This is a genomic window from Psychrobacter sp. SWN149 (genome assembly GCF_015864565.1).
Classification (GTDB): Bacteria; Pseudomonadota; Gammaproteobacteria; order Pseudomonadales; family Moraxellaceae; genus Psychrobacter.
On sequence record NZ_JADYWX010000005.1, the window covers coordinates 37,978 to 63,183 of the forward strand.

Annotated in this window: 18 protein-coding genes and 1 pseudogene; 7 read left to right on the forward strand and 12 right to left on the reverse strand. The window is 43.9% G+C overall.

The window, feature by feature from the left end:
• Positions 1–137: 137 nt before the first annotated feature.
• From I6E86_RS09225 to I6E86_RS09255, 7 genes are all read left to right on the forward strand, one after another.
• Positions 138–1,820 carry a hypothetical protein gene (locus tag I6E86_RS09225; protein WP_197177215.1) on the forward strand — a complete coding sequence of 561 codons (1,683 nt, stop codon included), beginning with the start codon at positions 138–140 and terminating at the stop codon, positions 1,818–1,820.
• An 82-nt stretch (positions 1,821–1,902) separates the two neighbouring features.
• On the forward strand, positions 1,903–2,874 hold the full coding sequence (gene nudC / locus I6E86_RS09230) for an NAD(+) diphosphatase (RefSeq protein ID WP_197177216.1): 972 nt from the start codon (positions 1,903–1,905) through the stop codon (positions 2,872–2,874).
• A 361-nt stretch (positions 2,875–3,235) separates the two neighbouring features.
• Complete coding sequence (locus I6E86_RS09235; protein ID WP_197177217.1) at positions 3,236–4,078, forward strand: RnfABCDGE type electron transport complex subunit B; 843 nt, start codon at positions 3,236–3,238, stop codon at positions 4,076–4,078.
• 109 nt (positions 4,079–4,187) lie between these two features.
• Entirely contained in the window at positions 4,188–4,883 is a 696-nt protein-coding gene (gene nth, locus I6E86_RS09240) for an endonuclease III (RefSeq protein WP_194364050.1), read from the forward strand.
• Between the two features lie 450 nt (positions 4,884–5,333).
• A complete protein-coding gene (gene metK, locus I6E86_RS09245; protein WP_197177218.1) occupies positions 5,334–6,500 on the forward strand; it encodes a methionine adenosyltransferase in 1,167 nt (388 codons plus the stop codon).
• Positions 6,501–6,577: 77 nt separating this feature from the next.
• A complete protein-coding gene (locus I6E86_RS09250) occupies positions 6,578–6,937 on the forward strand; it encodes a DUF3144 domain-containing protein (RefSeq protein WP_197177219.1) in 360 nt (119 codons plus the stop codon).
• Positions 6,938–7,281: 344 nt separating this feature from the next.
• The gene (locus I6E86_RS09255) at positions 7,282–7,530 is read left to right on the forward strand and encodes a hypothetical protein (RefSeq protein WP_197177220.1); all 249 of its coding nucleotides are present in this window, start codon (positions 7,282–7,284) and stop codon (positions 7,528–7,530) included.
• Between the two features lie 103 nt (positions 7,531–7,633).
• Here the strand turns inward: I6E86_RS09255 and I6E86_RS09260 are convergent, their stop codons facing one another.
• The 12 genes and pseudogenes from I6E86_RS09260 to prfB form a co-directional block, all read right to left on the reverse strand.
• Positions 7,634–9,286 (reverse strand): BCCT family transporter, encoded by a 1,653-nt coding sequence (locus I6E86_RS09260; protein WP_197177221.1) that lies wholly within the window; start codon positions 9,284–9,286, stop codon positions 7,634–7,636.
• 243 nt (positions 9,287–9,529) lie between these two features.
• Positions 9,530–11,182 carry a BCCT family transporter gene (locus I6E86_RS09265; protein WP_197177222.1) on the reverse strand — a complete coding sequence of 551 codons (1,653 nt, stop codon included), beginning with the start codon at positions 11,180–11,182 and terminating at the stop codon, positions 9,530–9,532.
• A 244-nt stretch (positions 11,183–11,426) separates the two neighbouring features.
• Positions 11,427–13,070 carry a BCCT family transporter gene (locus I6E86_RS09270; protein WP_197177223.1) on the reverse strand — a complete coding sequence of 548 codons (1,644 nt, stop codon included), beginning with the start codon at positions 13,068–13,070 and terminating at the stop codon, positions 11,427–11,429.
• 178 nt (positions 13,071–13,248) lie between these two features.
• Positions 13,249–14,514, reverse strand: coding sequence for a PQQ-dependent sugar dehydrogenase (locus I6E86_RS09275; protein WP_227680613.1), 1,266 nt, complete (start codon positions 14,512–14,514; stop codon positions 13,249–13,251).
• 51 nt (positions 14,515–14,565) lie between these two features.
• Positions 14,566–15,749 (reverse strand): annotated as a pseudogene (locus tag I6E86_RS09280) (RNA-guided endonuclease InsQ/TnpB family protein).
• A gap of 203 nt (positions 15,750–15,952) precedes the next feature.
• Entirely contained in the window at positions 15,953–18,550 is a 2,598-nt protein-coding gene (gene clpB, locus I6E86_RS09285; protein WP_197177225.1) for an ATP-dependent chaperone ClpB, read from the reverse strand.
• A gap of 296 nt (positions 18,551–18,846) precedes the next feature.
• Positions 18,847–19,428: a L,D-transpeptidase family protein gene (locus I6E86_RS09290; RefSeq protein ID WP_197177226.1), complete on the reverse strand. Its 582-nt coding sequence runs from the start codon at positions 19,426–19,428 to the stop codon at positions 18,847–18,849.
• Between the two features lie 111 nt (positions 19,429–19,539).
• Entirely contained in the window at positions 19,540–20,319 is a 780-nt protein-coding gene (locus tag I6E86_RS09295) for an SDR family NAD(P)-dependent oxidoreductase (protein ID WP_197177227.1), read from the reverse strand.
• A gap of 72 nt (positions 20,320–20,391) precedes the next feature.
• Entirely contained in the window at positions 20,392–22,095 is a 1,704-nt protein-coding gene (locus tag I6E86_RS09300) for an AMP-binding protein (RefSeq protein ID WP_197177228.1), read from the reverse strand.
• Between the two features lie 298 nt (positions 22,096–22,393).
• Positions 22,394–23,530 carry a DNA topoisomerase IB gene (locus I6E86_RS09305; protein WP_197177229.1) on the reverse strand — a complete coding sequence of 379 codons (1,137 nt, stop codon included), beginning with the start codon at positions 23,528–23,530 and terminating at the stop codon, positions 22,394–22,396.
• 214 nt (positions 23,531–23,744) lie between these two features.
• Positions 23,745–24,029, reverse strand: a complete 285-nt coding sequence (locus I6E86_RS09310; protein ID WP_057760713.1) for a pyrimidine/purine nucleoside phosphorylase — start codon at positions 24,027–24,029, stop codon at positions 23,745–23,747.
• A gap of 61 nt (positions 24,030–24,090) precedes the next feature.
• Positions 24,091–25,186 (reverse strand): peptide chain release factor 2 gene (prfB, locus tag I6E86_RS09315; RefSeq protein ID WP_197177230.1). Its coding sequence is split into 2 segments (ribosomal slippage): positions 24,091–25,113 and positions 25,115–25,186, totalling 1,095 coding nucleotides; the frame shifts between segments, so codons are not numbered across the junction.
• Between the last annotated feature and the right edge of the window lie 20 nt (positions 25,187–25,206).

Below are 25,206 nucleotides of genomic sequence, written 5' to 3' on the forward strand. Positions count from 1 at the left end.
TTGGACACTATACTAACCCTTATATAATATAGTCTTGATTATTGTTTTATAAAGCGTTAAAACATCACTAATAAACGCTCTTTGAGTCATCATTTAAACCACTGCTATTGTCATTAGTACATTATGGAAGAATACTTATGGATCAGTCTGCGCAAATGAAATTAACTGCACCAACGCTTAGTGTTACTGATTTTAACTTACCCTCACTACATTTATTGCATGATGAGGTTAAGGCAACACTCAAAGACACTGAAATTCATTTGAGCGAGTTCAATGATGATAGCCATCAAGCGCCTTTATTATTAGATTCTATTGAAGTATTAAGACAGCTATCTTGTATTTTTGAATTGATTGCATTGGTTGGCGCAGAATCGTTAAATACGGCTATTGCCAATGGCCTGCAACGTCTCTATGAAAACGGCGATAATAATGACACCGACTTAATCATGGATTTATCAGAAGCCATCATGACCTTGGATCGCTATGTCGAGTTTGTACTGCTGACGGAGTCAGTAGAACCAAGCCTATTAATACCTGTGATTAATAAGCTAAATGCTCACAGTCAAACTGCCCCTATCACCACAGACTACTTTTCAGCATTTGGTAGTAGTAGTGTCATCATTGCCAATCCTGAACAAAACTTTGAGCCATTGAGTGGGCTTAATCTAGACACTGAGCTGCTGACCTTTGCCTATCGTAGCGGTTTGGGCGTTGCCCTGCTCAATAGCGATGGTCAGGTTGATTCAGGTGATCAGAAAAAACTCGATGCCATGAGCGCGGCTTGTGCCCTAATTGCCTCGAATACCAGCAGCCTATTTTGGCAGGCAGCCACGGCAGCCGTCACTGATATCGCAGCCGTTTTTCCGCTAAACTTACGCCAAAAGCATACCCTTATATATTTAGAGCAGCAGTTCCAAAGCTACTTGCCAGTGATGGATACTCGCTTTGCCGATTTGGTGAGTTTTGCTTGTCAGCGTGATACCGCAGAGGCAGAGCAGCTACGTGAGCAGTATGCAAACAATCACTTAGAAGGCCCGCAGCTCGAACAAATGAAGCGATTTCTGTTTGGCCCAAATCGCGAATTGACTGATACTTTAAACGTTATTATTCAAGACCAAATCAATATCATTAAGGAAAACGTAGACAGCTATGCACGCGGCGATTCTATCCATCCTATTGAACTGCAGACCACACAAATCATCACAGATCTGACTGAGCTTGGTTCAGCGCTGCGTCTATTGGGGCTCACAAATGCAGCCGATAGTCTGGATACTGGGGCCGAGGCTGTCAAACATTGGAAAGCACCCTCACCTGACGATTTCGATCATTTGTTATTGGCCTTAATGCATGCAGAAAACGCCACTATTGCCATGGCGGAGATGCACACGCCGGGTGCGATCTACTTGCCACTGAACAATCCGCATATCTCATTGCATCAGTTAAACACTGCCAATGACACTCTTATCCAAGAAAGCCGTAGCGCTATTGCCAGTGCAGAGCAAGCCATCAATGATTATCTGGCAGAACCTGAACGAGATATGCTCAATATCCAAAACATACCTAGCATGATGCGCCAAGTGGCGGGCGCGGTACGGTTTTTGCAGCTGCCGACCCCTGCCAGCATGCTCAGTCAACTGGCCACCTATATCGAGCAACGTATCGAAGGTGGACGACGTATTGAAGACAATACACTGGCCTGTATCGCTGATGTCATGATGGCGGTGGATCATCATTTAGATGGGTTTGAGCACAATCGCCCAGTCAGTAAACAAGCGCTTGATGTGGGTCAGCAGAGCTTAAGTCATTTGCTTACTGCATAGTTATTCATTAATTCAATTTACTGTAAATAGGTCTGTATCTAAATCGGTATAGACTTTACCTCGACTGTTTGGAATTTTACGTATGGCCCATACTTTTGTATTTGATGGTGACACAATCTTATGTCATCAAACCTCAGATGGCTGGTTGCCATTACGCATCCAATGTCCACAAGACAATAGCAACGTAGATGAGCCGTCCTATCAACTTGGTTATGTGGCGCTACATGAGAGCCTACCGCCGAGTCATTGGCTAGCCAATGAGCTTAGCGAGACGGGTGATACTAGTGATATAGCGAAAAATGAGATAGCGCAAGATGACATGGCAAACGCTGGCACTGCACAAGCGACCAATGCCATGACTTATGACTATGCGCGCGCTCACCATGTACCGTTACCTACTATTGATGAAAGCAGTGATGACGCAATCCATGGCAATGCATTTCTCCATTATCGTCAGCTGATGATCCAGATGCCTGTGGCATTGTCAGATCAAATCAGTCAAGCCATCCAGTTATTACGCTGGCAAGCAGACACACAATTTTGTAGTCGCTGTGGCAGTCCTGCCGTTCATGCCGCTCGCTCAGAGCGTGCTATGGTCTGTCCAGTATGTCAGCTACATCAGTATCCGCGTGTGCAGCCTTGTGTCATTACTGCCATTACTAGGCCGAATCCAGCAACGGGTGATATGCAAATTTTGCTAGCACATCATCACCGTCATGGGCAGCAGAAAATGCCGCCAATGTACGGTCTGATTGCAGGCTTTGTGGAAGTTGGTGAGAGTCTAGAGCATGCCGTTGTTCGTGAAGTTGCCGAAGAGGTCAATATCAGTGTGTCGGATATCCGCTACGTGAGTAGTCAGCCGTGGCCTTTCCCCTCCAACTTAATGCTAGGGTTTCGCGCTGCTTATGCAGGTGGTGATATTGTCATTGAAGAAGAAGAGCTGTCGCATGCCGCATTTTTTGATCTCTCTAATTTGCCCCAAATACCACCGAAAGGTAGCATCGCTCATGAGCTGATTGCGCAGGTAGCGAGGGAACATGGTATTGAGGTGTAGTGACGTATGAAGATATGGCAAGATGTGGAGATACCGCAAACTATAAAGTATCTTGCCAACCCTTAACATTTCAATATCATTGAACCATACATCACATCGACGTTGTGATTTTGCGCTTATCCCTTTAAAATTAGCGTCTCAATTAGCCGTACTGATATATTAGCGCCTGATGTCTTAGCATCTTATGTCTACATTTACTATATAGCTGACTTTTCATAAAAAGCGTCAAAGCAATTTTGTATTAGCAACTTTATATTGATATCCATCTGATACTTCCATCAAGAGTAACGCTATCACTCTTTTATAAAAAACTGCTCACACTCATACCAACTTTACCATTGGTACCAAGGTCTTTAATTACATGCAAAGTAGTACCAATATACGCCTAGTCAACCTGCCTATCTTGTTTGATGCCCTGCACATCGACACGCTACCTATCGATGTACAGACGAAAATCTCACAAATTGATGCGTGTCTGCCGCAGACGCAGTGCGGTTTGTGTGAGCATCCAGATGGCTGCCTGCCCTATGCAGCGGCTATCGTACTGGATGACGAGCCTTATAATAAATGCGTACCTGGTGGTCAACCAGTGACGGATGCTATTGCTCAGATTGTGGGTATAGATGCTGATATGATACTCCCTGCAGCACCCTCTCAATGGCCAATAGATGTCACATCTGAGCGACCTACCGAGGTTCGTGCCGTTATCCGTGAGGACGACTGTATCGGCTGTACCAAATGCATTCCTGCTTGTCCAGTCGATGCTATCATTGGTACTGGAAAGCATATGCATACTATTTTTACGGACTTGTGCACTGGCTGCGAGTTATGTATCGCGCCCTGTCCTGTTGACTGTATTGATTTAGTCACTGTTGAGCGAACACTCTCCATGCCTGAGCGGATAGCAGAGCAAGAGGATTTAAAACAGCGCTATCATACGCATCTCAGACGTGTCACAGAGCAGTTAGCGGACACCAGTAACAGCAGACCTGTGGTCAGTATGGTGGAAGCCAAACTAAACAATGCGGCTAGCCAATCTCTAAACATCAGTGAAGCACAAGCAAAAAACACCATTGCTACCGCCAAGCTGCGTACCAAAATCAAAAAACTAGAAAAGCAGCTCAGTGTCCGTGCCAATGATCAAAAACAGATAGAGCTGGAAACGTTAAAAGCAGAGCTTGAGTCCTTGCAGATAACTCTTTGATAGTAATGACTACTTACATGATTGATTTTTTGATAACTGAGTAGCTAAAAGAGTAATTGCCAGCACATAATTTTGTATAACCAATCACTAAAATAATAGTCAAAATCCCATGAGTAAAACGGTCAAACACAAAACAGCAGACACGCCGCCTTCTAGACGCATGCCCAATCGTGATGTGCGGCCTTTTTTTGAGAAGCTGGCAGCAACGATTGACGAGCCAGTCACTGAATTAAACTATAAAAGCAATTTTGAGCTGCTAATCGCGGTGATTTTATCTGCTCAGGCGACCGATGTGAGCGTCAATATTGCCACCCAGCAATTGTATCCAGTGGCCAACACACCAGAGGCGATACTGGCATTAGGCGAAGACGGTCTAAAGTCTTATATTAAGAACATTGGCTTATACAATGCTAAAGCCAAAAACGTCATCAAGACCTGTCATGATTTGATTGAAAAATTTAACAGCACCGTCCCCGATAATCGCAAAGATCTAGAGTCACTGGCAGGCGTCGGACGCAAGACTGCCAATGTGGTGTTGAACACGGCTTTTGGTCAGCCAACCATGGCAGTCGACACCCATATCTTTCGCGTGGGGAATCGTACAGGACTTGCTACGGGTAAAAACGTATTGATCGTTGAAAACAAACTGGTCGAACGCATACCAGATGACTTCATCGTAGATGCCCATCACTATCTCATTTTGCACGGTCGTTATACCTGCCAAGCACGCACGCCTAAATGCGGCGCTTGCCCTGTCTATGAAGAATGCATGTTCAAAGACAAGGCAACATTTTTAGAGTTATAGCCTATTGCTGATTTTAATAAATGGCACAGCCAATTGAAACAAGGCATGTTGCACATTTCTTATACCCAAGCAAGTGCAGCTCACTAGAGTTTTATGGTATTTCAAGGTAGAATAACCCTATTTTTGTGTTAAGAGATTGTGGCTATTACCATGCTTCTAATAAGGTCATCTGCACATTCGCCGTAACTTATTAGAGAAAACCTTGATTTGGCTGCCCATAAACACAGCCATCAGCGCTTGTCAGTGGCGTCCTATATTGGACGATTTGATGGTAGCTAACCATGCTCATGTTTCACTAAAGTGATGACCAAAAATCCTGCTCAAAACCGATTTTTAGTATTAAGAAGTATCGATTATCTGCCGTGTGAATGCGCGGCTGACATTAATTAAAGTAGCATCCAAGACGTGATGCTTTTCCTACCCTGATTGATTCAATTAAGCGATCCCATTATGCGTGAATACAACTTATTTACCTCAGAATCTGTAAGCGAAGGCCATCCTGATAAAATGGCTGACCAAATCTCAGATGCTATCCTTGATGCTATCTTACATGAAGACTTGAATGCACGTGTCGCCTGCGAAACGTTGGTCAAGACTGGTGCGGTCATACTCGCAGGTGAGATTACCACAACCGCGAATATCGATTTGGAGCGTCTGGTTCGCGATACTGTAAACGGTATTGGTTATCACCATTCAGACTTAGGGTTTGATGGCGAAACCTGTGCCGTCATCAACATGCTAGGTAAGCAATCACCTGAAATCGCCCAAGGTGTCGATCGTAGCGATCCTGAAGAGCAAGGTGCAGGCGATCAAGGTCTTATGTTTGGTTATGCCAGTAACGAAACCGAAGTATTAATGCCTGCGCCTATCGAATATGCGCATCGTTTGATGGAGCGTCAGTCTGAGCTGCGCCGTGCGGGAGATCTACCATGGTTACGCCCAGATGCCAAAGCTCAGGTGACCCTAAAATATGATGGTAATAAACCAGTAGCGATTGATGCAGTGGTATTATCAACGCAGCATGATCCAAGTATCTCGCAGTCAGATTTGCAAGAAGCGGTGATGGAATCTATCATCAAGCAAGTACTACCAGCTGAGCTATTGCATGCAGGTACTCGCTACCACATCAACCCAACAGGTAAGTTTGTGATTGGTGGTCCGGTTGGTGATGCAGGCCTGACGGGTCGCAAAATCATCGTTGACACTTATGGCGGTATGGCGCGTCATGGCGGCGGTGCATTCAGTGGTAAAGATCCATCAAAAGTAGATCGCAGTGCTGCTTATGCCGTACGTTATGTTGCCAAAAACATTGTAGCCGCAGGACTTGCTGATCGCTGTGAAGTACAAGTAAGCTACGCCATCGGTGTCGCTGAACCCACCTCTATCTCAGTCAACACGTTTGGCACCAGCAAAATTAGCAACGATGAGATCATTCGCCTGATTCGTACGCATTTTGATTTGCGTCCTTATGGCATCACCCGTATGCTTAACTTATTGCAGCCTATGTATCAGCAGACCGCTACCTTTGGACATTTTGGTCGTCCAGGCTCAGAGACTGCCTTTACTTGGGAAAAAACAGACAAAGCCGATATTTTAAAAGCGGATGCTGGTTTATAAGCAGTATTACTCTATAAAACGCGTGCAAACCCTATTTATATATTAAAATTACTGACACTTATTATTAGGAATAGCTTATGTCTCAAGACATCAACACTCAAGACGAAAATGTCGATACTAACATCGAAATCACTCCTGAAATGCAAGCATTTTACCAACGTGCTGATGCCATTATTGGCATGGCAAACAGCCAATTGAGCCCTGAAGCACATTCAGGACAAGTAGGCGCTTCATTATTGTATGCAGCAGCACGCTACAGCGCATCAGTGGCTTCTATTGGTTTTGTGCAAGGCGATGACTTTGCCAAAGAAAAAGACGACATCGTCGAGTTTTATGTCAAACAATACCGCCAAATGCTTAGCGACAATTTGACTGACTATGCACAGAACTTCGATAAGTATGTACAGCTAAACCAAGACGACAAATCAGCTAAATAAGCGACCCTCGTCAATGTAGATACACTCTGTTAGATACCTTATCTGCAAAACAGCTTCTAATAGAAGCAAAAAAAACCCAAGCTTAATTGAGCTTGGGTTTTTTGTGGAAGAGGATTGGGTAAATGGCTTTAGATTAGTTATTATGAGTAGATAAATATCTCATCAATTTAATAGCAAGATTCATCAGCGATAGTAGAGTGCTATCGTATACTCCCAATTAATAAGGGTATTTTATTATGAAACGAACTCTAGTCAATCGACACCTTTCCGTGCTTAATCAATCTTCGTTCAGACCACTATCACTTATACTCACTTTAGTTCTAGCATTGACTGGCTGTAGCTCTATGTCTGATATGGGCACGTCTGGTCAATCACTTACCCCGTCAAACCCTAATAGCAGTCAGAAATTTGAAGATACTCTCACTCAATGTCCACCTGCTAACCCTACCAACAATATCTGTACAGCACAGTATGATCCGGTCTGTGTGAAGACAAAGGTCGGATCAATTATTAGCTATCAAACTGCTAGTAATGCTTGCTCAGCCTGTAATACCCCTGAAGCCATTGGTTATGCAAAAGGTGAATGCCGTTAAGCTATTAAGCTGTGTTACTACCAAATATATTTTGAGCATCCATAAAAATACCCAGCTTATGACAAGCTGGGTATTTTTGTAGTTAGAAAATAAACTCTAGAGCTTAAGCATCTTTCTCAAGTGCTGGTGGACCTTTTAGCAAATCTTCATCACGGAACTCATTGGCAGAATTGTGCTCTGCTGACTCCTCAGTGGTAAACCATTGCTGATTGCGATACAGAATCAAACGATCTCGACTCAATCCGCGCAATAGCGAATACATCATCACGACGATTACAATGGCAAAAGGAAAACCTGACACGATAGAGGCGGCTTGTAATGCACTCAAACCACCTGCTGCCAATAGTACCGCAGCGATAACACCTTCAGCACCTGCCCAAAACAAACGCTGAATCTTCGGTGGATTGGTATCACCACCTGAGGTCAGCATGTCAATGACAAAACTGGCTGAATCTGATGACGTGACAAACCACAGTACAATCATGACGACAATAAGCAGATTGACCGCATCTGTCAGTGGATAAGACTCCATAAGCTTAAAGATAGCACTGCCTGTATCTGCTTTGACGGCTTCGATCAGACCTGGGCTAACGATATTAGGATCTGCCGCTGCCATCAGTTCCATATTTACCGCAGAACCACCAAAGGCGGTAAACCATAAAAACAAGATCGTGATAGGAATTAATAACACACCTAGTATGAACTCACGAATGGTACGGCCACGAGAAATACGTGCAACAAACACCCCTACGAATGGTGACCAGCTGATCCACCATGCCCAATAAAAAATCGTCCAAGAAGCTTGCCAGTTTTCTTCGCCTCTATAAGACTCAGTCCAAAGACCCAAGGGTACAATTTCATGTAAATAGTTGCCGATGTTTTCTACAAAGCTATTAAAAATAAATTGCGTCGGCCCAAAGATAATCACAAAACTGAGCAATATCACAGTGAACAATATATTGGTATCACTCAGACGCTTAATGCCTTTATCCAGACCCATAAACAGAGACAACCCTGCTAGCATGGTGATAAAGCCAATCAAAATAATCTGCACCGTAATATTATTGGGTATACCAAATAACGTCTCGAGGCCTGAGTTAATCTGTAAGACACCAAGACCTAACGTGGTCACTACCCCAAACATTGTACCAAATACGGCGAGCGTATCCACCGTATGACCCCAACCGCCATAGATCTTTTTACCCAGTATAGGATACAGCGTTGAGCGTATGGCCAGTGGCAAACCTACTCGGTAATGAAAGTACGCGAGCGATAGCGCAACCATGCCATATAGCGCCCATACATGTAGACCATAATGTAGGAACGAGATATTCATCGCTTGTTTAGCAGCGGCGACTGTCTCCGCCTCGCCTAATGGTGGTGCCATGAAATGATACAACGGCTCAGCGGTGCCCCAATAAAGCAGCCCAATACCAATGCCTGCTGAGAACAACATCCCAATCCAAGAGACCAAGTTATACTCTGGCCGCTCGTTTTGATGGCCGAGCCTGATATCGCCATAACGGCTAAATATCATATAAATACTCATGACCAATGTTAAATTGACCACGACAATAAAGAACCAACCAAAACGTAAAGACACAAATGCTTTTGCTTGGTTAAATACTACTTCCGCTTGTTCATTGAATAATGCACCAAAAATAATAAATGCAAGAATCAAAATCGCTGACGTTAAAAATACAGGTTTACTTACCCGCGGAAAAGGGCCTAATCGGCCAACTTTTACATGATCCATAGGTATATCCCCAAAAAAGTGCGTAACCATACCAAGGTATGAACGAATTATCAAATATAACACCTTGTAAACACTGCTAAATGTATAGAAATGGTAGTAACACTTCGGTAATAATTTTCAACAATCCGAATTTGTCCTGAATAAATTTAAATATCTTCACCCAATAAAGAAGCCCCAATTTAAAAATAAATTGGGGCTTCTTCTATTAAAAGCTTAAGTAGTTGTCTTGATTTTATCTACTTCTTAGTCACCTTTAACAATCTTAGGGGGTCCTTTGAGTAGATGCTCATCAGCAAATTCATCTGCCGAGTTGTGATCTGCTGACTCTTCAGTAATATAATGCTGCTGCGCTCTATATAGTATCAGTCGATCGCGACTCAAACCACGCAGTAGCGCATACATCATGGCAAATATAACCAAGGCAAATGGCAATCCTGCTACGATAGCTGCTGCTTGTAACGCGCTCAATCCACCAGCAGCTAGCAAAACAGCAGCAATGACGCCTTCAGTGCTTGCCCAAAATAAACGTTGAATCTTTGGCGGATTGGTATCACCACCTGCGGTCAACATATCGATGACAAAACTTGCTGAATCTGATGAGGTCACGAACCACAATACAATCATAATCACAATCATGAATGTTATGGGTTGTGCCAATGGATAATACTCAACCAATTTAAAAATGGCACTACCAAAATCTGTTTGTACCGCCTCGACCAATCCAGGACTAACCAACGCTGGATCAATAGCAGCGAGAAGCTCCATATGAATAGCAACGCCGCCGAAAGTTGAAAACCAAAAGAACAATATGGTCATAGGGATAAGTAATACCCCAAGTACGAACTCTCTAATTGTACGACCACGGCTGATACGAGCAATAAACACGCCGACAAATGGTGCCCAACTTACCCACCATGCCCAATAAAATATCGTCCATGCTGACTGCCAGTTTGCCTCACCTTCATAAGACTCACCCCACAGACCTAATGGTACAACCACTGAAAGATAGTTGCCGATATTTTCTAGGAAGCTATCAAAAATGAAAAGCGTCGGCCCTAAGACGACCATAAAACTAAGCAGAATAGCCGTTAAACCGATGTTCACATCGCTTAGACGCTTGATACCCTTATCCAAGCCCATCATGACAGAACATGCGGCTAAAACAGTCACAAAAGCAATCAGAGCGATTTGTATTGTGAGATTATTAGGAATACCAAATAATTTCTCAAGCCCTGAGTTGATTTGCATAACTCCAAGACCGAGTGACGTCACCACACCAAACATCGTACCGAATACAGCTAAGATATCAACGGCATGACCCCACGAGCCATATATTTTTTTACCTAATATAGGATAAAGAGTTGAGCGAATCGATAGTGGTAAGCCACGGCGAAAGTGGAAGTAGGCTAAAGATAATCCTACAATCGCGTACAATGCCCAAGCATGTAAGCCCCAATGTAAAAAGGTAATATTCATCGCCTGCTTGGCGGCTTCTATCGTTTCCTTTTCACCAAGTGGTGGTGCCATAAAGTGATATAAGGGCTCTGCTGTGCCCCAGTAGACAAGTCCAATACCGATACCAGCAGAGAACAGCATGCCAATCCACGAGAATAGACTGTACTGTGGTGTTTCAGTTTGAGCACCAAGGCGAATATCGCCATAACGGCTCATAGACAAATAAACACAAAGTCCTAAGGCCACATTAACGAGAATAATGAAAAACCAACCAAATTTATCGGTAATAAAGCCTTGTAAAAAACTGAACAACGTACCGGCAGATTCAGTAAAAAAAACGCCAAGAATAATAAATGTAATAATAAGTAATGCTGAAGTCAAAAAAACAGGTTTACTTACCCGTGGGAAAGGGCCTAACCTGCCAACTTTTACATGATCCATAGGTATATCCCCAAAAAAGTGCGTAACCATACCAAGGTATGAACGAATCACTAAATATAACACCATGTAAATACTGTCGAATGTATAGAAATCGTAGTAACATTGCAGTAATAATCTTTTAACAATCCGAATTTGTTCTGAATAAATTTAAATATCTTTACCCAATAAAGAAGCCCCAATTTAAAAATAAATTGGGGCTTCTTCTATTAAAAGCTTAAGTAGCTGTCTTGATTCTATCTACTTCTTAGTCACCTTTAACAATCTTAGGCGGCCCTTTTAGCAGATGCTCGTCAACGAATTCATTCGCTGAGTTATGGTCTGCTGATTCATCCGTAATAAAGCCTTGCTGCGCTCTGTATAGAATTAGACGATCGCGACTTAAACCGCGTAACAACGCATACATCATGACAAAGACCACTAAGGCAAACGGTAGTCCCGCTACGATCGCTGCCGCCTGTAGAGCAGACAAACCACCAGCCGCTAGCAAGATAGCAGCGATAACACCTTCTGTCGTCGCCCAAAATAAGCGCTGGATCTTCGGTGGGTTGGTATCGCCACCAGCAGTCAACATATCGATGACAAAGCTAGCAGAATCTGATGAGGTCACAAACCATAGCATAATCATGACGACAATCAGTAGCGTAATCGGTTTTGCCAATGGATAGTACTCAACCAACTTAAAGATGGCACTACCAGAATCCGCTTGTACTGCTTCAACCAATCCTGGGCTAACACCTGACACAGCAGAGGCAAGCTCCATATGAACAGCAACGCCGCCAAAGGTGGTAAACCAGAAGAACAAAATCAGCATTGGAATCAGTAGTACACCAAGCGTAAATTCACGGATAGTACGACCACGAGAGATACGGGCAATAAAGATACCAACGAATGGTGCCCAACTAACCCACCATGCCCAATAAAATATCGTCCAACTACTCTGCCAGTCTGTTCCGCTATAAGACTCACCCCATGTACCTAGAGGTACAATCACAGTCAGATAGTTGCCGATGTTTTCGATAAAGCTATCAAAGATAAACAGCGTTGGTCCTAAAATGACCATAAACGCCAATAAGATGATAGTGAAACCAATATTGATATCACTTAAACGCTTAATACCTTTATCCAAACCCATCAAGACTGAAGCTGCTGCTAGCGCTGTGATGAAAGCGATCAAGCCAAACTGTACGGTAAGACTGTTAGGCGTACCAAACAGCTTTTCGAGTCCAGAGTTGATCTGCATAACCCCAAGCCCGAGCGAGGTAACCACACCAAACATCGTACCAAACACAGCTAAGATATCGACCGTGTGTCCCCAACGACCATAGATTTTTTTACCAAGTAAAGGATACAAAGTAGAGCGAATCGATAATGGTAGGCCGCGACGGAAATGGAAATACGCTAAAGATAGCGCTACAATCGTATAAATCGCCCAAGCGTGTAGACCCCAATGCATAAACGAGATATTCATTGCTTGCTTGGCGGCTTCTACTGTCTCTGCATCGCCCATTGGTGGTGCCATAAAGTGATACAGCGGCTCTGCTGTACCCCAATAAACCAAACCAATACCAATACCTGCAGAGAATAACATGCCAATCCAAGAGAACAGATTGTACTGTGGTCGCTCTGTTTGGTTACCCAGTCGAATGTCACCATAGCGACTCATTGCCAAGTAAATACAAAGCGCAAGCGCTGTATTGACTAGAATAATGAATAGCCAACCAAACTTATCGGTAATAAAATTCTGTAAAAAACTAAAAACAGCCCCTGCTGTTTCGGTGAAAAACGCACCGAAAATAATAAAGCCAATAATCAGCAGTGACGATGTAATAAACACAGGTTTACTTACCCGTGGAAAAGGTCCTAATCTGCCTACTTTTACTTCTTCCATGTGCAAGTCTCAAATTTCAAGGAACATCACCTTAACAAAATAGGTCTTAACTATCAATCTATTACAAAATAAAACTTGATAAAACTATTAATTTACTCTAAAAGAATTTGATAGTTTTATTAAAATAATTAAATGTACAGGTAGGTAAATAAGCCGTTAATTCGATGTTATTTCGATGTTATTTGGGCAATAATCTGAGTAATTGTGCATCATTGCCGTCTTCAAGTGTCCACACTTGCCCGTCTACTGCTAGCACACTGCGTACACGCTCGCCCATGTCATAGCGGTAACGCTCAGCAGCGGTATTGTCGTCGCTTATGCTCACTATGATAAGCGCTTTAGACGATAAGCCACTGATAAGCGCATTGCCTTGCCAGCTAGGAAAATCATTATGAGTACCAGCCGCATAGATGCTCATAGCAGATGGTGATATGACAGGTGTCCAAGTGATTTTGGGTGCCGCAAACTCTGGATTTGTATCATGGTCAGGAATATCTAGACCTGAATAATTACGGCCATTGGATACAACTGGCCAGCCATAGTTATTACCCTTCTCAATAATATTAAATTCATCACCTCCTTTTGGTCCCATCTCGTGCGCCCAAAGCTGTCCACTATCATCAAATACCATACCAAGCACATTGCGATGTCCGATGGTCCAAAACTGTTTGGCCAACTCATTATCAGTAAACGGATTGTCTGGCGGGATGTTACCATCAGGACTTAACCGTATTATCTTGCCCAAATTACCATTCATGTCTTGTGCTGGGTCTTTGTCTTGACGCTCGCCTGAGCTGATATATAGATAGCGTCCATCGGGCGAAAACAGCAAACGATGACTATAATGTCCCTGCCCCGTGACTTTCGGAGACTGTTGCCAGATAGGTGTGATATCTTGCAAGGTGGGTGTGGCTGTCTCTAATCCTGAGAGTGTCGCCTTGATAACCTTAGCGCCAAATTTATTATTATCATTTCCTACCCCTGCTTCCGCGTAGCTGAGATAAACTGTATTGGACGTAACAAAATCTGGAGCTATGATAATGTCTCCTAAACCGCCTTGACCACCGTAAGCCACTGTAGGAACGCCTTCGATCTTAGTCTTATTCCCTGTTGCTGTATCCACAATGAAAAGCTCACCCGTTTTTTGTGTTATTAGCAATTTTGGCGCTGCGCTATCTGTATTGGGTAACGCTGTCATGGCCCAAGGCTCATCAAAAGTAGCGATTGCCTTGGTCGTAAAGTCAGGTTTGCTAGTCTCTGTGTGTGTGGCTGTTTGGGCCTCGCTATCTGAAGTGGAAACTTCTTTATATTCTGTTGCAGTACTTTTGTTGTTGCTAGAACTTACTCCTGAAGGATTGGAGCAAGCGGCGGTGCTAAATAACAACGCTGCAATGATTAGCGGCGAGGTTAAAGGTATATTTATACGTTCAATATGGGTTGTCATCGTTCTGTTTCTCCATTCATTTGATACTTATACTATTAGTCTTTGATTTAGTTATAGCATAGTCCTGAGACTTAAGAGATATTGAAATGGTAAAAAAACAGTAACGTAAAACGCGCCTTTTGACTTCCTCCCCTCCCTAAAAGTGAAGGGGATTCCTACTAAAGACGGTCAAGCCCGACCGCGAGTATATTTTTGGCTCCATTAACGTCACGTTGATGGGCAGTTTGACAAGAACTGCAAAACCATACTCTGACACCAAGCCCTGCTCTACCTTTCGGACTGTCTTGGCGAGAGCCGCAACACGAGCAGGTTTGGGTTGTGTACGCTTCATTTACTTCAATATAGTGGCAACCTGCGTTCGCGCATTTGTAATCCAGTTGCCGCTTAATTTCAAACCAACCAGCGTCATAGACGGATTTGGCTAGATTTGTTGAAGTGAATGATTTTGATTTTATCTTTCCAACAACGATTAAGTTATTGGCTTTAACTAATTTATTGGTAAATTTATGAATCAGGTCTTGGCGGGTGTTTTTAATTTTGGCGTGGATCGCCTTTACTCGCTTTTTATGCTTAGCGCGTTGGGCGATTGCTAGTTTTTCAGCGTACTTATGAGTCAGTTTAGTGGTCAAAACATCACCATCACTGGTGACTGCTGAATCTTTACAGCCTAAATCAATACCAACTTGACCAGTACCACAAGCGGTTTTTGGAAACTCTTTAACAGTGATACAGGCGTACCAGTTGCCGCGAGAATCTTGCACCAGCTCACACGTATTGATGCTGTAGAGCGAGAGGTTGTAGCTGTCCCACAAATCAATGATCAGCTTTTGACCTTTAGCTAAGCTAAATTGCAGGGTGGTTTTCAAGCTTTTCTTACCTGATTGACGGGTTGCCAAGTGTTTGATAGCCGTCTTTTTGAAAGGAATCCAACCAAGTGACTTGCGTTTGGCTTTTGGGTTATTGGTGCGCCAATTGAGTTTGGCTTTTTTAAACTGTTTACGAGACTTAGCGTGGGTTTCAGTTATAGCTTGCAAGGTTTGGCTGTGCAGGCTTAGGTATTCACCTGCACCTTTGGTATAAGCAGCTAGATCATAAGCTGAAAAGAAATGAGATGTGCGCTTAAGGTGTTTGAAACTCAACTCATTGACGTAATTCCAGACAAAATTAACCGCACCAGCCAATATATTTAGCTGATTGGCGTGTTTGTCTTTGATGCGTAGTTTGAGTGTTTTCATGAGTTAAGTATGGTTGTGTGTTATATCAAAATCAATAGCCATTAACCGCTATGTGACAACTGCTGACGCCTGATATCCACGCCCTAGAAGTGACGTGGTTTTACGGCGCTATTTGATAAATAAAAACCCCTTATCTACGCTTGCAGATAAGGGGTTGATTTTAAGAGTATCGTTAGGTCACACAGACGTCAAAGCTTGATTGATTAGCTCATTCTAAGCTTATTAAAAGACAATCTATCGTCTGCGCCAACATCGACTTTGATGATATCGCCTGCCACAAAATCACCCGCCAATAGCTTCAATGACAATGGGTTTTCAATCTCTTGTTGAATAGCACGTTTGAGTGGACGCGCGCCATAAACAGGATCATAACCTACGGCAACCAATTTATTCATCGCATCTACTGATAGCTCTATATCCATTTCACGCTCTTGGATACGTTGACGTAATCGATCCAGTTGAATATCCGCAATACCTGCCATCTGCGACATACCAAGCGGATGGAAAACTACGATTTCGTCAATACGGTTTACGAACTCTGGACGGAAATGCTGCCCAACAGAATCCATTACTTCCGCTTTGATATCCTCGTAACTTTCGCCGACCATTTCTTGAATTTTATGCGATCCCAAGTTACTGGTCATAATGATCACAGTATTCTTGAAATCAACGACACGACCTTGTGAATCGGTCAAGCGGCCATCGTCCAATACTTGCAATAAGATATTGAACACATCAGGATGCGCTTTTTCGACCTCATCGAACAGTATGACACTATATGGCTTACGGCGTACTGCTTCCGTCAATGTACCGCCTTCTTCATAACCGACATAGCCTGGAGGTGCCCCTACGAGACGGCTGACACTGTGTTTTTCCATATATTCACTCATATCGATACGCACGATCGCATCTTCAGAGTCAAATAAGAAGTTTGCTAGTGACTTAGTCAGCTCAGTTTTACCGACCCCTGTAGGCCCCAAGAACAAGAACGAACCAGAAGGACGATTGGGGTCAGACAAGCCTGCACGGCTACGACGTACTGCATTGGCCACTGCTTCAACCGCTTCATTTTGACCGATGACACGCTCATGGAGCTTTTCTTCCATTGCCAGCATTTTTTCACGCTCGCCTTGCATCATTTTGTTGACTGGAATACCCGTCGCGGCCGCAACCACTTCTGCGATTTCGTTGTCTGTCACCTTGTTACGTAGCAACTTGACACCACTACCTTCACCTGTCTGCTCTTTTTGTTCTGCCAAGTCAGACTCAGTGATACGGCGCTCTAGCTGCGGGATGGTTTCATATTGCAGCTTGCTCATAGTCTCATAATCGCCTTCACGACTCGCCTTATCATAGGCAATACGAGCTTTATCTAGCTCGTCTTTTAGCTGCTGACTGCCTTTGACCAGTGCTTTCTCTGCTTGCCAAATTTCATTGAGATCAGCATATTCTTTTTCTAGCTCTTCAATTTGTGCATTTAGTACTTTACGCTCTGCTTGCGCGCCAGCATCTTCTTCGTTCTTGAGTACTTCACGCTGCATTTTTAACTGAATCAAACGACTGTCAAGCTTACCCAGTGCTTCAGGCTTACTGTCCATCTCCATACGCAAACGACTGGCTGCTTCATCAATTAAGTCAATCGCTTTATCCGGCAACTTGCGATCGGTAATGTAGCGATGGCTCATGCGTGCAGCAGCGATGATGGCACTGTCTTGAATATCGACGCCGTGATGCAGCTCGTAACGCTCTTTGAGACCTCGCAAAATTGCAATAGTGTCTTCAACCGTTGGCTCATCGACCAACACTTTTTGGAAACGACGCTCAAGTGCCGCATCTTTTTCGATGTACTTACGGTATTCATCTAGCGTCGTTGCCCCGACACAATGCAGCTCACCACGTGCTAATGCAGGTTTTAGCATATTGCCCGCATCCATTGCACCTTCAGATTTGCCTGCACCAACCATCGTATGCAGCTCATCGATAAACAAAATGACATTGCCTTCTTGCTTGGCCAAGTCACTCAATACGCTTTTGAGGCGCTCTTCGAACTCACCGCGGAATTTTGCCCCTGCAATGAGCGCACCTAAATCTAACGACAACACTTCTTTGCGGCGCAGACCCTCTGGCACGTCACCATTGATAATTTTTTGCGCCAAGCCTTCAACGATAGCCGTCTTACCAACGCCCGGCTCGCCGATGAGTACAGGGTTGTTTTTGGTACGGCGTGATAGCACCTGAATGGTACGGCGAATCTCTTCATCACGGCCAATGACTGGATCTAGCTTGCCAAGCTCCGCTTGTTCAGTCAGGTTGATCGTATATTTGTTGAGTGCATCACGCTGATCTTCTGCATTTTGGTTATTCACCGTATCATCGCCGCGCAACTGCTCAATCACAACTTTTAGCTTGCTAGCCGTTACGCCTGCACTTTCAAATATCTTTTTGGTTTCGCCTTGCTCAGAGAGTGCCAACATGACCCATTCCGTCGCGATAAAATCATCGCCTTCTTTTTGCGCCTGACGATCTGCCAAGTTCAAGATTTTTACCGAGTTTGGGTTTAGGTTGACGTCACCTGTCGGCTCCGAAATGGTCGCTTGATTGTCCAATGCTTTTGCAACGCCATTTTTTAGCGCTGGAATAGAAGCACCTGCTTGTTGGCAGATAGATAAATTAGACTCATCTTGTAGTAAGACCGCGAGCAAATGCACGGGATCAATACCCGTATGATCGCGACCTAATGCTAGGCTCTGTGCTTCTTGGATGGCGGATTGTAATTTTTGAGTAAACTTCTCAAATCTCATGTCTATATCCTTTTATAATTAGTATTTTCAGTCGCCCCTCTAAGACCTCTCTTAGTCTAGTGCCACTGTTATCTGTCATCTATATAAGGTATATATACACCTATTTCAAGAAGATTACCAAATAAAACCTTACTTAAAGCAATGATATTTATTATTAATAATATTTAAATAGGTTATTAATCTTAGATAAAATAAATCGGGAGGGTAATAAAGCTACTTATTGGTACAAATAAATAATAAATTTCCGTCGAAAACGGTAATGAGCAATGCACCTATTTATCACAAACCTAACTGTGCTACTCCACGATTTTGATAGGAGTGCCAAGTGTCACTGCTGCCATAATCTCATCCATCTCGTCATTAGTGACAGCGATACAACCATCTGTCCAATCACGTCGTTGATTAAACAAAGCCAAGTACCCAAAGCCATTCATCTGCCCGTGAATCATGATATTGCCGCCTGCACTGACTCCTAGTTTTTTAGCATATGCTTTATCAGCAGTATTGGGATAGCTGATATGAATAGAACGATGCGCAATAGAGTTCTCATTTTTATAATCTAATGTATAAACCCCAACTGGCGTACGCTGGTCACCTTCTTGTTGCTTGTGACCCGCTGGACTGTCCCCTAGCGCAATACGATACGACCTAATAACTTTACCATGGCTCATCAGTTTTAAGACACGATCTGATTTGTCGACGAAGACTCGGTCAATGATTATGGAAGGAGGAATGGGATTCTTGGACTTTGAGATGCTTTTGGCATAAGCAATAGCGCTGGTGCTGACAATAGCAGCAAGACTAAGACCAATGACAATGGGCAACCAAGGTCTACGCTGCTCATCTGATGGGTAAGATTTTTTATAAAAAAATGGCATAGACTTTGGTTCCTATAATTAATTTTTCGTCATTAATCATATGTATCAAAGTACTATGCCAGATTCTGTAGATAAGTTTTGTGCAAAAGTGATGGATCACTCACTAGACTGTTACACCATGCGAATCGCACCATCTAAGCGAATAACTTCACCATTTAGATAAGCATTATCGATAATATGAGTCACCAATTTGGCAAACTCATTGGGAGCGCCTAAACGTTTAGGATATGGCACACCTGCCTCTAGCTGCTCGCGTGCCTTTTCAGGAATGCTCTCCATCATCGGCGTGGCAAAGACACCTGGTGCGATAGTCATAACGCGGATGCCATGACGTGCCAGCTCGCGAGCAAGTGGCAAGGTCAGACCAACCACGCCTGCCTTGGACGATGAATAACTGGCTTGTCCTACTTGCCCATCAAAGGCTGCGATAGATGCGGTATTGATAATAATGCCTTGGTCTGCATTCTTCTCCACACTGCTATCATTAGCCACGCGCTTAGCTATACTGGCCGCAACCAATCGCGCCACGTTAAATGAACCGACCAGATTGATATTGACCCCGCGGCTAAATGCCTCAAGGTCTGCCGGATTGTTATCACGATCCAGCAGCTTTTGTACCACTACGATACCAGCACAGTTGATCGAACCTTGTAATCCGTCAAAAGCTGACTCTGCCACTTCGACCGCTGTTTGTACTTCATCACCGTTAGTGATATCACAGCGCACAAAGCGCGCATTATCACCTAGCTCAGCGACCAGAGCTTGTCCAGCAGATTCATTTAAATCAGCGATGACGACGTTGCCACCTTGACCTACAATCGCCCGAGCCACTGACTCTCCTAAACCTGATGCACCGCCGGTGACCAAAAAGCTATTTTCTTTAACTTGCATGATTATTCCTTTGAATTTCTACTTTTTATTAGACATTTTTCTATTAAATTTATGTAAGCTTTACCAAATTATTTATGCGGCAGACAGACTACGCAGCAAAAAGCGTTGAATCTTACCACTCGGTGTTTTCGGCAGTTCTGTCACAAACTCGACCTCACGCGGATACGCATGAGTGGATAGCCGTTTGCGTACCAGCTCTTGGATTTCTTTGGCGATTTGCTCACTGCCTTCGATGCCATCTTTTAGCACCACATAAGACTTGATGGTATGGCCGCGCACTTCGTCTGGCACGCCTACTGCCGCAGATTCTGCTACTGCTTCATGCTCTAAGACGGTATTTTCGACATCAGTAGGCCCTACGCGGTAACCTGCGGTAATAATAATGTCATCATCACGGCCTGAGAACCAGTAGCTGCCGTCACTATGACGCTCGACCACGTCGCCTGTCAGATAGTAATCATCTACAAAGGCTTGTTTTTCATTCCAGCTATAACCACGGAAATAAAACGCAGGTGACTGACTGACGACGACTGCTAACTGCCCTTGCTCACCATCTGGCAACACATTCATATCATCATCTAGTACGACTAGTGTATGACCTGGTAGTGCCATACCCATCGAGCCAACAGGACATTCATGTGTCAGTGCATGATGTGCACAGCAAGTCATGCCAGTTTCTGTTTGCCCATATTGGTCTTTGACTTGGCACGCTAGATAGGTTTCGACCCAGTTGACCACTTCAGTGTTCAGTGTCTCTCCTGCCGAGTTGGCGCAGCGTAAAGATAGCTTGGCATTGGTATCGTTATGAGCGCCTTCGAACACGCTGCTAGACTTCATCATTCGAAATGCGGTTGGTGAAGAGGCCAAATTGGTAATCTTATGACGCACCATAAAGTCACGGGTATGGGTCGCGTCAAATCCTGCTTCATTAAAATAAGTCGTGATGCCCAGTAGCAGAGGCCCTGTGATGGCATAGTACAAGCCATACGCCCAGCCTGGATCTGCCATGTTCCAATATTGATCATCTTCGCGTAGGTCGATGGCATAACGCATGTATAGGTAAAAAGCAGGTAATGCGGCTAACGGAACGCTAACGCCTTTTGATTTACCGACTGTACCTGAGGTAAACATTTGCAAAAATGGCGCATCTGTATCTAGCGTGACTGGCTCTATCGTTTGCGATTGTGCTGACATAGACTGGGTGTAGTGATCGTCACTCCATGTCTGAGCATCTTCTATACTGCCGACCAATACCATTTTGGTTTGCTCAGCCAAGTCTTCAAACTTGCTGCGGTTGTCTAAGTTAGTAAAAACGACTTTAGTATCGGCTTTGTCCATCCGATATTTGATTGAATCATAGCCAAAAGCGGTAAATAGCGGCTGATATACGGCGCCGATGCGCCACGTTGCCAATACAACAGTCAGTAGCTCAGGCGTGCGCGGTAGCATGGTCGCTACCTTGTCGCCCGCTTTTACCCCATACGACTGTAGCAAGTTAGCGATTTGAGCGCTCGCTTTATCAAGCTCACCAAAAGTCATGCGCGTTATATTGCCTGCGGTATCTTCGTGTACTAACGCAGCATTGTCAGCGCGGCCATCACGTACATGACGACCACAACAAGCCATATAAGCATTTAAACGATCGTCCACATGCTCGCCAAAAATTTCTGACAGCAGTGTATTCATATCAAAATTGTTATAGTAATCGGTATAGTTCTTTGGCGTGACGGTAGTATCTGTATCAATATTCGTCGGGGTTTGAGAGGCGGTGTTCATAAGCTAATCCTTTAGCAATAGCAGGTAACTGGTAAAATGGTATTTATGATTGAAAAACGGTCACATCCTATAGACCGTTTCATAGGTTAGTATTTATCATGCTCTATTAGTAACGCATTTTTACGTTTGTTTCAATACATAACGTATCATTTTTATTTTATAGAAATGAAGATAATCTATAACTAATTATCATTAATTCGCTACAAGCCAATACGAACATCTACAATAACCAATGTTTCATAGCAAGTTTTCGACTTTCTGTTGAAGAACTAGCACTCTACTATTACTACCCAAGACCCTATACTTGAACATCAGCCCTTAAAAAACCTAACAATGCTTTCTCTTCACAGCTTTGATATTTTTTCGTACGTCCACGGCGTGCTTGTTTGTAAGTCTCAAAAAACTGCCCTGCCAAAAAACGCTCAATGACAATGGGGTGAATATAAGAGGCACGGCATACGGTCGGCGTGTTACCCAGCTCTGCTGCCACACTTTTTACCATATCAGTGACTAATTGCTGTCGCTCAGCGCTTTCTGGTGCACTGGCTAGTATGCTAGCGCCTGCAGACGTTTGTAGCTCGTCATATAGGTAGCTTGCCGCAAGCACACTCGCCATCCATGTGCGAAAATCCTTTGCGCTATATAGCTTGCTTTCGCAGTCCATGCCGCACGTATGCATGCGTAAGTAGTCATTGATATCGCTACTGTCGACAACTTGTTTGTGCCCATTGTCATCTAAGTATTTAAATATTTGATAACCTGGCAGCTCAGAGCAGGCCTGCACAATATCAATCAAACGCTCGTCTTGTAGCTCAATGTGATGCTCTTTTGCGCTTTTTCCGACGAAATCAAACGCCAGTCCATTATCGGTTTCACTGACATGCTTGCTACGTAGTGTACTCAGACCATAGCTTTTATTTTGTTTGGCGTAGCGGCTGTTACCAATACGAATCAGTGTCGTCTCAAGCAATTTGACGATGGCTGCCAACACATTGGTACGTGACAGGGATTCAGTCTCTAAATCTATCTCGACTTGTGCGCGTAGATTGGGTAGCACTTCTGCAAATCCTATCATCGCATCAAACTTTGCTTGGTCACGAATATTATTCCATGACGGATGATACAAGTATTGCTTACGAGATTTTTCGTCTCTCCCTGTTGATTGCAGATGGCCTTTTTCATCTTGGCATATCCACACCTCTGACCACATAGGCGGTATCACCAACGCATCAAAACGCTGACGCAACGCTTTGTCTTTTATAGTTTTGCCCGTCGCATCACGATAAGTAAAACCGCGACCCCAACGTCTCCGCTCGTAGCCTGGCTCGTCGTCACTCACATAACGTAAATTGGCGCGGCGTGCGAGATGCTCATAATCATGGCGCACATCTCTTGTGCTCACCTGCTCGCTTGTCTTTACTTTTACCTTTGCCATAAAGTCATACACCTTTGAGAATTCATGGTTTTAGCATAGTTAATGACAATAATTTTTGCTGTTTATTTGGCACAGACAAAGTGTAATGCTGTGTAAAACATAATTTTCAGGATAGTAGATTAAAATTCATTTGAAATATGACGCCCATAAAAAAAACGCCAAGTATTTTATGCTTGGCGTTCATTGTTCTAATACTACTATAACTCAGAGGTCGTTATTTACCGTATACACATAGATAAGCGGTTTCGACGTCTACTTTTACTTGGAACTTTTGGTTGGCTTCAACGGTAAACTGCTCGCCAGCGTTAAACGTTTGCCACTCATCACTCTCTGGTAGCTTGACAGTCAATGCACCGCTCACCACACTCATGGTTTCAAATTCACTGGTGCCAAACTCATACTCACCAATTTCCATGACGCCGACAGTCGCAGGCTTAGTAGCCGTTTGAAAGGCAATAGAAGTCACTTTATCATCAAAATAATTATTAACGCTTGGCATAATTTTCCTTAATTAAATGTTAGTTACTATTTTAAAACGGCTGCTTGTTTAAAACGGCCTCTTACAACCCTGCTTTTAGACTCGCTTCGATGAACTGATCGAGGTCACCATCTAACACGGCACCGGTGTTAAAGGTTTCAACACCGGTACGCAAGTCTTTGATACGAGAGTCATCGAGCACGTATGAGCGAATTTGACTGCCCCAGCCGACATCAGACTTGCCATCTTCGACCGCTTGCTGTGATTCCATGCGTTTTTGCATTTCTAGCTCATAGAGCTTAGCACGTAGCATCTTCATCGCCGTGGCCTTATTACCATGTTGACTACGCTCATTCTGACAGGTCACTACTACGCCCGATGGTTCATGAGTAATACGTACCGCAGAATCTGTCGTGTTTACGTGCTGACCACCAGCCCCAGATGAGCGATAGGTATCGATACGCAAATCTGCTGGATTGATATCAATCTCGACGTTGTCATCGATTTCAGGCGAGACAAACACCGCAGCAAACGAGGTATGACGGCCATTATTACTATCAAATGGTGATTTACGCACCAAACGGTGAACGCCAATCTCGGTACGCAACCAACCAAACGCATAGTCGCCTTTGATCTCAATCGTTGCCGACTTAATGCCAGCCACACTACCAGACGACACTTCAATCACGTCTACTTTAAAGCCATGTGCTTCTGCCCAGCGTGTATACATGCGCAGTAGCATTTCTGCCCAATCCTGCGCCTCAGTACCACCACTACCCGACTGAATATCTAGGTAGCAGTTGTTTGGATCCATCTCACCGCTGAACATACGGCGGAACTCTAGGTCAGCCACACGTTTTTCAGCATTGTCCAGCTCAGTCTGCACATCGGCGAGCAGTGACTCATCGTCTTCCTCTACCGCCAGCTCTAGCATAGCAGATGCATCTTCTAATGTGGTCTCAAGCGACACCACCACATCGATGACACCATCAAGATGGCTTTTTTCTTTGTTAATCTTGGTCGCGCGCTCTGGATCGTTCCATAGCTCAGGGTTTTCTAACTCCAAATTGACTTCTTCTAAGCGTTCTTGCTTACCATCGAAGTCAAAGATACCTCCGCAAATCCTGCCCACGCTCTGATAAATCTTTGATTTGTTCTTGATACGGATTGATTTCCATAAATATTCCTGTTTTTCTAA

What these genes read in the sequence shown, in the direction of transcription:
- I6E86_RS09225 (WP_197177215.1), top strand. Translation starts at nt 138, where the DNA reads ATGGATCAGTCTGCGCAAATGAAATTAACTGCACCAACGCTTAGTGTT.
- nudC (WP_197177216.1), top strand. Translation starts at nt 1,903, where the DNA reads ATGGCCCATACTTTTGTATTTGATGGTGACACAATCTTATGTCATCAA.
- I6E86_RS09235 (WP_197177217.1), top strand. Translation starts at nt 3,236, where the DNA reads ATGCAAAGTAGTACCAATATACGCCTAGTCAACCTGCCTATCTTGTTT.
- nth (WP_194364050.1), top strand. Translation starts at nt 4,188, where the DNA reads ATGAGTAAAACGGTCAAACACAAAACAGCAGACACGCCGCCTTCTAGA.
- metK (WP_197177218.1), top strand. Translation starts at nt 5,334, where the DNA reads ATGCGTGAATACAACTTATTTACCTCAGAATCTGTAAGCGAAGGCCAT.
- I6E86_RS09250 (WP_197177219.1), top strand. Translation starts at nt 6,578, where the DNA reads ATGTCTCAAGACATCAACACTCAAGACGAAAATGTCGATACTAACATC.
- I6E86_RS09255 (WP_197177220.1), top strand. Translation starts at nt 7,282, where the DNA reads ATGTCTGATATGGGCACGTCTGGTCAATCACTTACCCCGTCAAACCCT.
- I6E86_RS09260 (WP_197177221.1), bottom strand. Translation starts at nt 9,286, where the DNA reads ATGGATCATGTAAAAGTTGGCCGATTAGGCCCTTTTCCGCGGGTAAGT.
- I6E86_RS09265 (WP_197177222.1), bottom strand. Translation starts at nt 11,182, where the DNA reads ATGGATCATGTAAAAGTTGGCAGGTTAGGCCCTTTCCCACGGGTAAGT.
- I6E86_RS09270 (WP_197177223.1), bottom strand. Translation starts at nt 13,070, where the DNA reads ATGGAAGAAGTAAAAGTAGGCAGATTAGGACCTTTTCCACGGGTAAGT.
- I6E86_RS09275 (WP_227680613.1), bottom strand. Translation starts at nt 14,514, where the DNA reads ATGACAACCCATATTGAACGTATAAATATACCTTTAACCTCGCCGCTA.
- clpB (WP_197177225.1), bottom strand. Translation starts at nt 18,550, where the DNA reads ATGAGATTTGAGAAGTTTACTCAAAAATTACAATCCGCCATCCAAGAA.
- I6E86_RS09290 (WP_197177226.1), bottom strand. Translation starts at nt 19,428, where the DNA reads ATGCCATTTTTTTATAAAAAATCTTACCCATCAGATGAGCAGCGTAGA.
- I6E86_RS09295 (WP_197177227.1), bottom strand. Translation starts at nt 20,319, where the DNA reads ATGCAAGTTAAAGAAAATAGCTTTTTGGTCACCGGCGGTGCATCAGGT.
- I6E86_RS09300 (WP_197177228.1), bottom strand. Translation starts at nt 22,095, where the DNA reads ATGAACACCGCCTCTCAAACCCCGACGAATATTGATACAGATACTACC.
- I6E86_RS09305 (WP_197177229.1), bottom strand. Translation starts at nt 23,530, where the DNA reads ATGGCAAAGGTAAAAGTAAAGACAAGCGAGCAGGTGAGCACAAGAGAT.
- I6E86_RS09310 (WP_057760713.1), bottom strand. Translation starts at nt 24,029, where the DNA reads ATGCCAAGCGTTAATAATTATTTTGATGATAAAGTGACTTCTATTGCC.